The 14,583-nt window shown below is 38.6% G+C and carries 13 protein-coding genes; 10 read left to right on the top strand and 3 right to left on the bottom strand.

Translation table 11 applies throughout. The features are described 5' to 3' along the window. Window positions 1–2 precede the first annotated feature (2 nt). The 6 genes from pstA (at window position 3) to CZ809_RS19395 (ending at window position 5,377) form a co-directional block, all read left to right on the top strand. Window positions 3–902 (top strand): phosphate ABC transporter permease PstA, encoded by a 900-nt coding sequence (gene pstA / locus CZ809_RS19420; RefSeq protein WP_080159173.1) that lies wholly within the window; start codon window positions 3–5, stop codon window positions 900–902. Between the two features lie 17 nt (window positions 903–919). Then, window positions 920–1,669: a phosphate ABC transporter ATP-binding protein PstB gene (gene pstB / locus CZ809_RS19415; RefSeq protein WP_080159172.1), complete on the top strand. Its 750-nt coding sequence runs from the start codon at window positions 920–922 to the stop codon at window positions 1,667–1,669. Between the two features lie 199 nt (window positions 1,670–1,868). Continuing rightward, window positions 1,869–2,213: a TehB family protein gene (locus CZ809_RS19410; RefSeq protein ID WP_080159171.1), complete on the top strand. Its 345-nt coding sequence runs from the start codon at window positions 1,869–1,871 to the stop codon at window positions 2,211–2,213. A 140-nt stretch (window positions 2,214–2,353) separates the two neighbouring features. After that, window positions 2,354–2,734 carry a hypothetical protein gene (locus tag CZ809_RS19405; protein WP_080159170.1) on the top strand — a complete coding sequence of 127 codons (381 nt, stop codon included), beginning with the start codon at window positions 2,354–2,356 and terminating at the stop codon, window positions 2,732–2,734. Between the two features lie 197 nt (window positions 2,735–2,931). Then, window positions 2,932–4,587 (top strand): mechanosensitive ion channel domain-containing protein, encoded by a 1,656-nt coding sequence (locus CZ809_RS19400; protein ID WP_080159169.1) that lies wholly within the window; start codon window positions 2,932–2,934, stop codon window positions 4,585–4,587. Between the two features lie 337 nt (window positions 4,588–4,924). Beyond that, complete coding sequence (locus CZ809_RS19395; RefSeq protein ID WP_080159168.1) at window positions 4,925–5,377, top strand: META domain-containing protein; 453 nt, start codon at window positions 4,925–4,927, stop codon at window positions 5,375–5,377. 84 nt (window positions 5,378–5,461) lie between these two features. On the opposite strand, the gene metE is transcribed toward CZ809_RS19395, so the two are convergent. Next, window positions 5,462–7,783, bottom strand: a complete 2,322-nt coding sequence (metE, locus tag CZ809_RS19390) for a 5-methyltetrahydropteroyltriglutamate--homocysteine S-methyltransferase (RefSeq protein WP_080159167.1) — start codon at window positions 7,781–7,783, stop codon at window positions 5,462–5,464. A 278-nt stretch (window positions 7,784–8,061) separates the two neighbouring features. Here metE and metR point away from each other — a divergent pair, with 278 nt between their 5' ends. Further along, the gene (gene metR, locus CZ809_RS19385) at window positions 8,062–8,973 is read left to right on the top strand and encodes an HTH-type transcriptional regulator MetR (protein ID WP_080159166.1); all 912 of its coding nucleotides are present in this window, start codon (window positions 8,062–8,064) and stop codon (window positions 8,971–8,973) included. 24 nt (window positions 8,974–8,997) lie between these two features. Here the strand turns inward: metR and CZ809_RS19380 are convergent, their stop codons facing one another. Continuing rightward, entirely contained in the window at window positions 8,998–9,186 is a 189-nt protein-coding gene (locus CZ809_RS19380; RefSeq protein WP_080159165.1) for a DUF4250 domain-containing protein, read from the bottom strand. A gap of 152 nt (window positions 9,187–9,338) precedes the next feature. Next, window positions 9,339–10,007: an HI_1241 family integral membrane domain gene (locus tag CZ809_RS19375; protein ID WP_080159164.1), complete on the bottom strand. Its 669-nt coding sequence runs from the start codon at window positions 10,005–10,007 to the stop codon at window positions 9,339–9,341. 300 nt (window positions 10,008–10,307) lie between these two features. On the opposite strand from CZ809_RS19375, the gene glpA reads away from it, so the two are divergent. The 3 genes from glpA to glpC are packed head-to-tail and all read left to right on the top strand — an operon-like array spanning window position 10,308 to window position 14,523. Further along, a complete protein-coding gene (glpA, locus tag CZ809_RS19370; protein WP_080159163.1) occupies window positions 10,308–11,972 on the top strand; it encodes an anaerobic glycerol-3-phosphate dehydrogenase subunit A in 1,665 nt (554 codons plus the stop codon). Further along, entirely contained in the window at window positions 11,972–13,315 is a 1,344-nt protein-coding gene (glpB, locus tag CZ809_RS19365; protein ID WP_080159162.1) for a glycerol-3-phosphate dehydrogenase subunit GlpB, read from the top strand. Before glpA ends, glpB begins: the two co-directional genes overlap by 1 nt. Then, window positions 13,315–14,523, top strand: coding sequence for an anaerobic glycerol-3-phosphate dehydrogenase subunit GlpC (glpC, locus tag CZ809_RS19360; RefSeq protein ID WP_080159161.1), 1,209 nt, complete (start codon window positions 13,315–13,317; stop codon window positions 14,521–14,523). Before glpB ends, glpC begins: the two co-directional genes overlap by 1 nt. Window positions 14,524–14,583: the final 60 nt, after the last annotated feature.

Genomic DNA, 14,583 nt, shown 5'->3' with positions numbered 1-14,583 from the left:
TAATGACTAATAATCACTCATTATCATCTCAACACTGCCGATTAGAAAATGCTAATCCTGCAGCCCAAAAACTAAAAGATCGTCTGTCGCTCGCCATCATCTGGTTATCGGCAAGCATTACTGTTGGCTTTTTATTATGGGTAATGTGGTACATTCTTAGCAATGGCCTCGCTCATGTTGATTGGTCTTTCATTAGCTCTAACTACACCACTATAGGTAAAGAATCCGGTATTTGGCCGATGATCATTTCAACACTATATATGGTCATTGCCTCTATTTCGGTAGCGGCTCCATTAGGAATCATGACAGCCATTTATCTTACTGAATATGCCAAAGTGGGGAGCCGTTTAGTTAAAGTCATTCGTTTTTGTACTGAATCTTTAGCCGGTATTCCCTCTATTATTTATGGCCTTTTTGGTATGACCTTTTTTGTGGTTATTCTTGGATTTGGTTATTCCATTTTATCAGGAGCATTAACATTAAGTATCTTAATTCTCCCAGTGATTATTCGTACCACTGAAGAAGCATTAATGGCTGTACCACAAACTTACCGTGAAGGCTCATACGGTTTGGGTGCCTCTAAAATTTATACTATTTGGCGACTTATTCTTCCTAGTGCAATGCCAGGAATTGTAACCGCTATTATCCTCAGCGTCGGTCGTGTTATTGGTGAATCAGCACCGGTATTTATGACAGCAGGCATGGTAGCGCGTATCCCTGAAAGTGTGTTTGACTCAGGACGTACGCTTACTGTTCACCTGTACAAGCTAACGCAAGAGCTCTACACCGTACATGAATGGAACCAAGCTTATGGTACCGCTACCGTACTCATTATTGTTGTTCTTGTTATCAACCTGATTACCAAGCTTATCGCTAGCCGTTTTAACACTGCGACTTACTAAATTCTGAGGATATGAACATGAACAAATTTAATATTGAAAATCTTGATCTTTTCTATGGTCAAAACCAAGCACTGAAAAAAATCAATTTACCTATTCCTAATCGCCAAGTTACCGCACTTATTGGGCCTTCTGGCTGTGGAAAATCAACCTTATTACGTTGTCTCAACCGTATGAACGACTTAATTGAAGGTGTGTCGATTAAAGGCTTAGTGACTATTGATAATGAAAATGTCTATGGCAATATCGACGTTGCTCAGTTACGTATTAAAGTCGGCATGGTATTTCAAAAACCCAATCCATTTCCGATGAGTATTTATGAAAATGTTGCTTATGGTTTACGCGCACAAGGCATCAAAGATAAAAAAACTTTAGACACCATCGTTGAACAATCATTGCGTGGTGCTGCCTTATGGGATGAAGTAAAAGATCGCTTAAAGTCACATGCATTTGGCCTCTCTGGCGGTCAGCAACAGCGATTATGTATTGCGCGTACTATTGCGATGAAGCCTGAAGTAATATTAATGGACGAACCGACATCAGCGCTTGATCCTATCGCAACCAAAAAAATTGAAGATTTAATGGAAACCCTAAAGAAAGAATTCACAATTGTGATTGTTACCCACTCAATGCAGCAAGCACGTCGTATATCAGATCGTACCGCATTTTTCTTAATGGGTGAATTAGTTGAACATGATGAAACACAAAATCTCTTTAATAACCCAGCAGACGACCGTACTCGTGGTTATGTAAATGGTGATTTTGGTTAAAGCACTATGTAACGGATAATAATAGCGATGGTACAACTTGCCTCTTCTTTTTACGAAGGGGCTTTTTTTATTTAAAACTAAACGCATTGTATAAAAGTGATCATCACAACAATAATAAAGCCATTGCAACCTTAATATTAAAGATGTATTTTATAGTTATGTTTTATAGCATCACTACTGTTAATCAAAGGAGATTCCCATGACTACAATTCCAAGTGATTATGTTAATTATAAATCTACACCTATTTTTACCCCTGAAAATATCCCCAAAATGTTTCTGCACCTTCATAATACCCGTGCTGGTGTCTATGGCAAAATCTGTGTTTTACAAGGCCAATTGAAATTTTATGGTTTTAAAGATCAGCGTGGCGATATTGAGCAAGAAATTGTTGTCAATGCCGGAGATATGGCGATTAGTCCACCACAATATTGGCATAAAGTGGAATTTTTAACTGAAGATACCCAGTTCCAAGTGCGCTTTTACGCACAACAAAACAGCCAGATTGTACGTGATAATCTTAATGAACGTGCAACTCAAGCATAATGATGTAATAGCACAGGCTTACAATTGTTATCACTTCAATGTGAAATTAACCCTATAATGACAGTGCCTTAAAAATTATAAGCTAATCTTATCTATACCGACCAATCACTCAAGAGTGATGTATATTATAAGGTGTAAGAATGTGCTATAAGCTACCCATAAAACAAGTAACATCGTGGATAAACGTACTAACATCAACCAATATCCCAATAAAATCAGTCGCGTTATTGATCAATAATTCGCCAGTGCAAAATTTATTTATTGAACAGTTTAGTCATTTAAACATTAAAACATATCAATTAATAAAAGAAGCAGATCCTAACCAATTGCTCAAACAGATCCTTAATAGTGACTGTAATATTCTTATGGTCGATAGATCTAGCTACCCGCTATTGCGACAAGTCATGTCCGCTGATACACAACACAATATTATTATTGCCCTCACACAAGAATCTTGGATGCCAGATTGGACGTGGACTTTCACTCAATGCCATTTTTTAAGTCAGCAAGATCTTCCATAAACAAGCTCGAAATCTATATCGTCATTTAGAGGTCATCTATTTTAGTCTCATTTTTTTGATATAACATTGAATATCTATAGCCGTAAGCGCCGATTTAGCTATAATCTGCTCATATTTGTTTAACGACAATAAATAGCCTGTTATCAGTTATTGATAACGCCATATTTTTAATATCACCAGCAGGAGTTTATCGCAACATGCGCTTACTGGTACTAATGCTTCTCTTTGTTTCAACGCTAAGTTTTGCGAATACAAAACCACAGCCTGAAACTCCACAACAAGAAAATGTGGAATATCAACAGCTTCAAAAACTTAATGCTGAATTAAGCATATTAGCAAAAGAAGCAACATCAACCACAGGTTCATCACTTGATGTGGTTCGCTTACAATTACTTAATAAAAACAAAGAATTAAGACAAACATTAACTGATTTAATTGACGATAAACAAGCGGATAAAAAACGACTACTAAAACAAGTAGAACAACAAATAAAGTTTGCAGCCGAAGCTGAAAAATTTTTACAAACTAAAGTTGAACGCGATCAAAAAGATCTCGATAAAGCAAAAGATACGGATAAATTAGTTGCATTAAAAGCCCTCACTGAAAGCCGTGATTTTATCATTCTGGTGCTTAATGAAGAGTGGGAAAACTATCAGTGGATGGATCGTTTAGGTAAACCACAACCTAACTCGATTAAAGCACTTAAGAAAAATATTGAACATCGCCTAGACTTTATGTCGGCCTCACTAACTTTTGGTAGTCAAGCGTTAGAATTAAACGATAACCAAATAAAGACAGCAACGGGTGATGAACTAAAGACATTACAAGTTACTCAAATTTTGTCACAACGCCAAGTTGATAGTGATACTAAAAACTTAACAGATTTAGTTAAACTTGCTGACAATATGGGTATTGATACTGCTGAATATAAGCGATTATTGTTTGAACAAACAGGTAATGTGACCGATGACTTACTAAATAGTAAAGTTATGTGGTCAATCGTTACTGCATGGACGTCTGATTTTAGCTCATGGTTATTTGAAAACTTGCCACAGATGATCTTTAAAGTATTTATCTTTATTTTTATCATCTTCGCATTTAAAACATTAAAAAATATTGTCCGTAAAATGGTGACACGAGCGGTATCGACAAAGAACTTAAAAATGTCGATGCTTATGCAAGAGTTCTTTATTTCAATGTCGGGCAAAATTGTATTTGCTATCGGTATTTTGATTGCGCTTTCACAAGTAGGTTTAAACCTTGCACCAATTCTAACTGGTTTTGGTGTGGCAGGTATTATTATTGGTTTTGCCCTACAAGATACATTGTCTAACTTTGCCTCAGGTATGATGCTATTAATTTACCGCCCATTTGATGTCGGTGATTTAGTAGAAGCAGGTAGTATCACAGGTAAAGTAAGCCACATGAGCTTAGTCAATACCACCATTAAAACATTCAGTAACGAAATTATTATCGTACCAAACAGTAAAATTTGGGGTGATATTATCAAGAACGTTACTCATGAAAAAGTACGTCGTATTGATATGGTTTTTGGGATTGGATACAGCGATGATATTGAAAAAACAGAACGTGTTTTACAAGAAATTGTTGAATCTCATCCTTCTGTTTTACGTAGCCCAGAACCAAACATTAAGTTACATACATTAAATTCATCATCGGTTGATTTTATTGTGCGCCCTTGGGTTAAAACAGATGATTACTGGGATGTATATTGGGATATCACACGAGAAGTGAAAATGCGCTTTGATCGTGAAAGCATTTCAATTCCATTCCCACAGCAAGATGTACATTTGCACATGGTTGAAAAAGCAATTGAATCAAAAACTGCATAATCATTAGCAGTACATCATTAAATAGAAGGGCTCGTACTTACTGGCCCTTTTCTTTTTCTAATAACTCGTAAAAATATTTTATTTACTTATCTGTTTTTTAAACAAGTCACAAATATACCTTTAGTAACAAATAAATCGGCGTTATTAAGTCAAAAAATAGGTATAATCACGACGAGCAAGTATTGAACTAATCTAAATTTTTATTCAATATTCCCACAATTAGCATGAACGTTAACGAACATGCGTTAAAAATAAGTGTCCATTATTTGGTTAAGCAGATTTTTTTATATCTGTACTTTTGCTCACTCATACACATTACTGTTCAGGAATAACTATAATGAAAAAGCGTCTATTATCTGCACTGGTACTCCCAATGATGTTAGCTGCATGTTCTACAACGGGTATTACCAAAACACCACAACCAGTAACTAGCAATGATCTTGCTAATGGCAACTGGTCTTTAGTGCAGATTGATAATCAGGATCTTGCTCAACCAGAAGCCGCTCAAGCACCAACTCTAACACTAGCAGCAGATCTTGCAGCTAATGGTCATGCTGGTTGTAACCGTTACTTTGGTCAAGCTGAAGTAAAAGATGGTCAGTTCCGCATTGAAAAAATGGGAATGACAATGATGTTATGCCCAGATAGTGAAATGAAGGTTGAACAAACATTCACACAATCACTTTCTGATTGGAATAAAGTTAGCATTTCAGGCGACACAATGACGATGACTAACGCAAAGCATACATTAACATTTGCTCGTGACATGGCTGCAGCAACAGCAAAATAATCGCCTCTCAATAAAAATAAAAGCCGTTTACACACTTTCGATAACAAAGAAAGCTGTGTAAACGGCTTTTTTATTATTCACAGATTATGCAGCATTAACCTTGTGATATTTTTCACGCAGAATATGTGCCGCAGTCACCATATTGGTTAAGGCCGCTTCAGTTTCCGTCCAATTCCGCGTTTTTAAACCACAATCAGGATTGATCCATAAACGCTCAATCGGAATGAATGTCGCGGCTTTATCAATTAATGCCGTTATCGTATCGACGTCTGGAATATTAGGTGAATGAATATCATACACGCCAGGACCGATTTCATTAGGGTAAGCAAACACTTCAAACGCCTTGAGTAGGTCCATATCTGATCGTGATGTTTCAATCGTTATCACATCAGCATCTAATGCTGCAACAGACGCAATAATCTGGTTAAACTCGCTATAACACATATGAGTATGAATTTGTGTTTGTGGTGCAGCCCCTGCGGCTGAGATCTTAAACGCCTTGACTGCCCAATCGAGATACTCTTGCCATTGACTTTGTTTTAGCGGTAACCCTTCTCTTATTGCTGGCTCATCAATTTGAATAATTTTAATTCCAGCGGCCTGCAAATCAGTAACTTCATCCCGTAACGCTAAAGCAATTTGATTTGCTATCGCTTCTCGTGATAAATCTTCACGCGCAAACGTCCAACCTAATATCGTTACAGGACCAGTTAGCATACCTTTCACCAGTTGAGTCGTTAATGATTGGGCATAACGGATCCATTCAACGGTCATTGGCTGGGCGCGATAAATATCCGACACAATAATTGCAGGTTTTACACAACGCGAGCCATAGCTTTGCACCCATCCATATTGCGTCACTACAAAGCCCTCTAGTTGCTCTGCAAAATACTCCACCATATCATTGCGTTCGGCTTCACCATGAACGAGAACATCAAGCCCCAAACGATGCTGGCGAGTAATTGCCTCTTGAATATGTACTTGTAGCGCTTGATTATAATCAGACTCAGTGAGACGCCCTGCTTTAAAATCACTACGTTGACTACGAATCGTCGTTGTTTGCGGAAATGAACCAATGGTCGTAGTCGGTAATAATGGCAACTGTAACGCGTGTTGCTGTTGAATCGCCCGTTCAGAATAAGGAAGATCACGCTCAGCCCATTGAGGCGTAATTGCCGCTGTCCGTTGTTGTACTTGCAGATTATTCACTCGCTCACAGCTCAGACGATCTTTTATACTAGCGCTATAAGCTGCACATTCAGCAATCGCATTCTGATCACCATCAAGCGCTTGGGCTAATAACGTAATTTCACCACATTTTTGTTTCGCAAAAGCGAGCCATTGACGAACATCGGCATCGAGATCTGTTTCACTATCGACATCTAGCGGGCTATGTAATAACGAGCAAGAGCTTGCCAGCCATAAATTCGCTCCCAATTGTTGTTTAATTGGTTGTAAACACGTTAGCCATTCAACGAGATCAGCTCGCCACACATTACGCCCATTGATCACTCCAGCAGATAATACCCAATGATCAGGGATGGCCTCAGAAACAGCCGTTAATTGTGCAGGTGCTGCTGATAAATCAATATGTAAACCATCAACACTGAGCTGCGAAATTACAGCTAATTGGTGACTAATATCATCAAAATACGTGGTCAATAATAACTTAGGCCCACCATGTAACACTTGATAAGCTAGTTTAAAACTCGCCGCCCATTCATGCGGCAATTCAAGGGTGAGTGCTGGTTCGTCAATCTGTACCCACTCGACACCTAATGCCGCTAATTTAGTCAATATTTGCTGATAGGCCGTCAACAATCGTGGCAGTAATGTTAAGCGATCGAACCCTTGTTGTTTTTCTTTTCCTAACCATAAATAAGACACAGGGCCTAATAATACGGGTTTGACATTATGACCCGCTTTTTTTGCCTCAGCGACTTCTTCAAACAACTGTTGCCAACTGACATTAAAGCTATCTTCCGCTGTAAATTCAGGCACGATATAATGATAGTTAGTGTTAAACCATTTCGTCATATCAGCGGCAGCACAGGAGCATCCTGTTGGTGCTTTGCCACGTGCAACACTGAACAACGTATCTAAATCAGGAAAACCTTGTTGATGACGTGTTGGAATATGTCCAAGCAACATGCTGGTTCCTAATACATGGTCATACCAAGCAAAATCCCCAACCGCAACATAATCAAGTCCGGCTTTAATTTGATCATTCCAATGACGATGACGTAAGTCTTTTCCAACCTGTTTCAGTTGTACTTGATCACTCTCACCACGCCAATAACACTCTTGAGCAAACTTTAATTCACGTTGACTTCCAACCCGTGGATAACCAAGTATATGAGTAACTGTTTTTGCTGCTGTGGTCGTTTCATTTAATGCTATTGTCATTGTTACATCCCTATAATTCAATATTTTACCAACCATAAAACCATATAAAAACAATGGCTAAGATGACATCGATTGATTAACACAGTGACGGACAACAACACTGACAACAAGGTAATTTATCTCATAATGATCATGAATTTATTTCACATTTGAATACTGGTAATTCATCTAATCAACCATTAAAGTGGACATTTAGACGTCTAGATGTTTACAATCTCAAATTAACAGCGTAGATTAAAAAACAATCAATTTATGTCACAAAGATCCAAGGATGGAACATGATTGAACTTAAACATCTAAAAACATTAACAGTATTAAGAACAACGGGCTCTCTCACCGCAACAGCCAATAATTTATGCCTAACGCAATCAGCGCTCTCTCATCAATTAAAAGATCTGGAACAACGTTTAGGTAATCCGCTTTTTTTACGCAAAACACGCCCAGTATGCTTTACAGCAGAAGGAAAAGTACTATTGGCTTTAGCGGATAACGTTTTACCTACAATACAAGCAGCAGAACAAGAATTAGTTAGCTGTAGACACCAAACAGCCGGTCGATTACAGATAGCAATTGAGTGCCATTCTTGTTTTCAATGGCTAATGCCAGCATTAAAACAGTACCAAGTCTTGTGGCCAGATGTGGATATTGATTTTTCATCAGGGTTTAGTTTTGAGCCAATCCCTGCCCTTGCAAAAGGTGAATTAGATTTAGTCATCACATCCGATATTCAACCTCGTCATGAAATTCATTATGAGCCATTGTTTGATTTTGAAATGTGTTTAATCGTTGCGCCACAATCAGCATTAGCTTTTAAATCACATATTGTGGCGGCTGATCTTGCAGATCAAACCCTACTCAGTTATCCCATCCAGCGTAACCGACTAGATATAGTAAAACACTTTCTACAACCCGCAGGCATTGATCCATTAGCATGGAAACAAGCAGATAATAGTTTAATGTTAATTCAGATGGTATCAGCAGGAATGGGAGTCGCAGCGTTACCGAATTGGGCGGTTGATAATTTTGTGCATCAAGGATTAATTGTTAGTAAACCATTAGGTAAGGGATTATGGCGGCGTTTATTTGCAGGGGTACGAGCTTCAGAACAAAAACATCATTATTTAGAGGCTTTTTTTGCAACGGCGAAACAACAATGTCAGCAACATTTACAAGGCATTAAAACGGTTTAACACCTTGTATAATGCCATCGCTATTTACTTAAACTGATTATTCAACGGATCGTAGTGATAACCTTGTTGAGCCAGTTTTTCAGAAAGCTCGGTCTCACTTAATTCATAACGAGATGCTAATTCTGCCATTGAATGACACTCTAATCGTAAACGCTCATTAACGATACCAATCACAATATGGGTATCCATACCAAGTAAATTATTGATTTCCATTATTCCCCCTTACTGCTTAATGATCACAGCCAACCTTTGTTTTATTAAGCATAGACGACTTATTACTGTTTCTCCTTTCCATCAATAACAGATAAAAAAAAGCCCTTATCTCAACCAAGATAAAGGCTCATAACACTGATAAATATTTAGTATTAAAATAACGTTAATTGCATTACCGCAGAAAATGTAAGTAGCGCAGCCGCCACTAATAACTGCCATTTATTTACTGTCTTATGCAATAAAATATGCCCCGCCCACACCAATAATGCGGCAACCAAACACAATAATGCAACAACAATTTCAACAGTATAAGGGGCTGTTGCTGCCTCACCCATGAAGATAATTTTCCAAACTAAGAGTAATACCGACACTATCGCACTGATAAAACCAACAAATGGCAATATACGGTGAAAAGCCTGTAAACGTGTACGTGAGAACGTCAATAAAACATGAGCAAGTAAACTACCATATAAAGCCATCGCCACTAAACTTAGCAATACTTCCGGCATATCCATTATAGGAAATAGAAAAATCCAACTAATAAAACCTAGTAAATTAGATCCATAAAGTACCTTTAACGGTCCTGAATCTCGCGTTTTACTGGTTTTCACTTTGACAGTAAAGAATAACAAACTCAATAAAGGCAGTACTGCCCATACTTGGCTAATGGCAGCCAATAACCAACCAATAAGCAGTACTGGCAGCATTTTATGCACTCGACCTCGTTGGCCAGGGCAAATCTCCCCTTTAGTGAGTACTAACGTAAGAATACATTGCGCACCAAGCAGTGCTGGAATTAAAAATGCGAGATAGCCGATCATAATAAGCATCAATTAAAAATAAAAGGAGCACAATTATACTCAAGTCACAGCAAGATGCGAATGAGAGCTTTCTATTAACAATTAACCTCCACGAATTGATTCGCAACTTATGCCAACCAAGACTTTATATTATCTAAACGACACTTCAACGAACAAAAAGGAACGTATAAAATGTTCGTTCGCTCATTTGTGTGCGATGGCTCACCAAACGTTATGTAATTTAGTGGCATATTAACCCTATTAAAATAGTGGGCGTTATCAACGCTAATAATATATTCAATAACGATAAGCGAAACGAACATGACGACTTGGTTAGAAACAGAGGTTGTGATCATCGGTGGTGGCGCAACAGGAACAGGAATTATGCGTGACTGCGCCCTGCGCGGTATCAAATGTATCTTGATTGAAAAAGACGATTTAGCCTCTGGTACAACCGGCCGTAATCATGGCTTACTTCATTCTGGTGCTCGCTATGCGGTTACTGATCCAGAATCAGCCAAAGAGTGCATCATTGAAAACCGTATTCTTAAAAATATTGCCCGCCATTGTGTGGAAGATACGCAGGGATTATTTATTTCCCTTCCCGATGACGATCTGCAATTTCAACAACAATTTATCAGTTCCTGTCAAAGTGCTGATATTGACGTTGAACAATTAACACCACAGCAGGCATTACGATTAGAGCCTAATTGTAATCCACAGCTTATAGGTGCAGTAAAGGTCCCCGACGGTACAATTGACCCTTTTCGCCTTGCTTCTTCCAACGCGCTTGATGCGATCGAACACGGTGCACAACTTTTTAATCACACTTTTGTCACCGCGCTTATTCAACACAATGGCGTCGTTAAAGGGGTTAAATGTTTAAATTTAAAAACCAATACCCACTTTGAAATTAGAGCTCAACAAGTTATCAATGCCGCCGGGATCTGGGGACAACAAATCTGTGAGTATGGCGATCTTAATATCACTATGTTCCCAGCCAAAGGATCATTATTGATCTTAGATTATCGAATTAACAACTTAGTGATCAACCGTTGCCGTAAACCTTCTGATGCCGATATTTTAGTTCCTGGTGATACCATCTCATTAATTGGTACAACATCTGAACGTATTGATTATAAAGATATTGATGATTTGCATGTCACTAGCAGAGAAATTGATATTCTCTTAAAAGAAGGTGCCAAACTAGCACCTATCATGGCTAATACTCGGGTATTACGAGCTTATGCTGGCGTACGTCCATTAGTTGCTGTAGATGGCGATACTAGTGGGCGTAATATCAGCCGCGGGATCGTGCTATTAGATCATGCTGAACGCGATAGCATGGACGGTTTTATTACTATCACGGGCGGTAAGTTAATGACTTACCGCATGATGGCTGAATGGACAACCGATCTTATCGCTAAAAAGCTGGGTAACACCACCCCTTGCACCACTCATCAACAACCATTACCCGGTTCTGAACAACCCAAAGCCATTAAGCATACCGCTAGTTTAGCTAAACCTGTTTATCAATCAGCTTACTATCGTCATGGTGAACGTGCTGAGCAATTTTTAACTGACAGCAAAAAAAGCCAAGCCATTATTTGTGAATGTGAAATGGTGACCTGTGGTGAAGTTGAGTATGCCATCAAGCAACTGGATGTGCATAATTTAGTCGATTTACGCCGCCGTACCCGTGTTGGAATGGGGCCTTGTCAAGGTGAATTATGTTCTTACCGTGCCGCAGGTTTATTTGCTGAATATGGTAATACTGATGGCAACCACGCTAGTCATATTCTCAGTGATTTTCTTGAAGAACGCTGGAAAGGTATTAAACCTGTTTTTTGGGGTGATGCGCTGCGCGAAGGTGAATTCTCTTATTGGATCTATGAGGGTTTATTTGGTGTGAGTGATATTCCACCAGCATCTACATCTACATCTACATCTACCAACACTATCAATCCAAGCTGTGAGGAAAAATAATGAAATTTGATAATATAATTATTGGTGGTGGTGTTGCTGGCTTAACCTGCGCTATTCGTTGTGCTCAAGCTGGACTCAAAACAGCCGTTATTGCAGCTGGTCAAAGTGCACTGCATTTTTCTTCAGGCTCAATTGATGTCTTAAGCCGTTTACCTAACGGCACAACAACACATTACCCTTTTGATGAATTTGATACTTTATCTCATCAATCACCACTGCATCCTTACAGTAAGTTAGGACTTGATGTTACTCGTCAAGCAATTGATTGGTATCAACAAACAATGGCAAATATTGGTATTAAACTGCACCATCAAGCAGATGATTGTAACCATTTACGCATTACACCAATGGGGACATTTAAAGCAACGTGGTTATCACAAGCAACGGTACACCCTTTTCCGATGTTTGAACCCGCTAAATCATTACGTAAATTAGCATTAGTTACAATTGATGGTTTCCGTGATTTTCAACCCCAATTAGCAGCCGATAATTTACGTCTACTGCCCCACTTTGCTAACGTGGACATTACCACTGCCGCTATTGCATTGCCTGAAGCGGAATTAATGCAACGTAATCCGTGTGAATATCGTTCAATTGATATTTCTCGTGTTTTAGCTGATGACAATAAACTACAACGTTTTGCCTTAGCCATGAAGAATACTATTGGTGAAGCTGATTTAGTCGTTCTTCCTGCCGTGTTTGGTAATGGGACTGGTCTTAAAGTTATTAGCAAACTGGAACAATTAACAGGTTACACATTATGTGAAATTCCAACGATGCCGCCATCATTACTGGGTATACGTTTGGAAGATGCAATGAAAGGTTATTATAAATCATTAGGTGGACTTATTCTGGCGGGTGATGAAGTCACTCATGGCGAATTTGAAAATAACCAACTCCAACGTATTTTTACGCGTCATCATGGTGATATGCCGTTAATTGCTAATCATTATTTATTAGCCAGTGGTAGCTTCTTTAGTCGAGGTTTACACGCTGAACGTCATCATATTGAAGAAGCTATTTTTGGATTAGACACTGCGACATTAGCATCAACGAACCACCAGCACTGGTATCAACCACAATTTTTCAGTGATCAACCACATCAATTTCTAGGAATGGGTGTTGAAACGAATCAACAATTACAACCAAGCCTTAATGGCAATGTGATTACTAACCTTTATTGTGCTGGTGCTATTTTAGCCCATTACAACCCTGTTTTTGAAGGTAGTGGCAGTGGTGTTGCTATCAGCACAGGGTTTCATGCTGCACAATCAATGATCGCGTTACACGACAAACACACATCCACAGCAATTTTTCCATCATTAGCAGAGGGCAATATCTAATGCTCAAGCAAGATACCAGTTTTGACCAATGCATTAAATGCACCGTATGTACCGTTTATTGCCCTGTTGCTAAAGCAAACCCTAATTACCCCGGCCCTAAACAATGTGGTCCAGATGGTGAACGATTACGGATTAAAAGTGCTGAGTTTTATGATGATATGCTTAAGCTTTGCACTAACTGTAAACGCTGTGAAACCGCTTGCCCTTCAGGAGTAAAGATCGGTGACATGATTGCCGTTGCACGTAGTAAACACGCTAAACATGACCTCAATATTAAAACAATTCGAGATTTCGTGTTAAGTCATACTGATTTAATGGGTTCTGTGGCAACCCCTTTTGCGCCTATTGTTAATGCGATTACAGGCATGAAACCCGTTAAAAAGATCATGCATAAAACCATCGGCGTTCATGATCATAAAACATTACCTAAATATTCTCATGGCACATTCCGCCAATGGTATAAAAAGCACTGTTCGAATCAAACCCACTATCCACAACAAGTACATTACTTTCACGGTTGTTATGTCAATTATAATAATCCACTGTTAGGCCAAGATTTTGTAAAAGTCATGAATGCAATGAATATTGGGGTACAGTTATTGGATAAAGAAAAATGCTGCGGCGTACCATTAATTGCCAATGGCTTCTTTGATAAAGCAAAGAAAAATGCATTACTTAACACGCAAAGTTTTGAAGCGGTTATTGAAAAATATAATTCAACCATTGTTTCAACCTCTTCAACCTGTGCCTTTACTTTACGTGAAGAATATCCGCATGTATTAAAAATTGATAATGCAAAAGTTGCCGATCGAATTGAATATGTCACCCGTTTTTTACTCAAAGCATTTATGAACGGCAAGACTCCTAAACTAAAACCCGTTAATAAAAAAGTGGTTTATCACACACCTTGTCACCTTGAACGTACTGGCGGTAGTTTATATACCATTGAACTACTTAAAATGATTCCAGGGCTAGAGCTTGAAGTTTTAGACAGTCAATGCTGTGGCCTAGCGGGTACTTATGGTTTTAAAACTGAAAACTACGATACTTCAATGAGAATTGGTGAAGATTTATTCCAAAAAATACGCAGTGCTAACGCTGATTATGCGATAACTGATTGTGAAACCTGCAAATGGCAAATTGAAGAAAATGCAAATTTAACCACGATCCACCCAATCAGTTTACTCGCAATGGCACTCGCTGATTAAACATGACTTTACCAATCTTCTATTTTTGATAATACTCATCATATACGCAGTATTTCCCCC

Source organism: Photobacterium piscicola (assembly GCF_900166965.1).
Lineage (GTDB): Bacteria > Pseudomonadota > Gammaproteobacteria > Enterobacterales > Vibrionaceae > Photobacterium > Photobacterium piscicola.
This window is presented reverse-complemented; position numbering and strand designations above follow the sequence as displayed.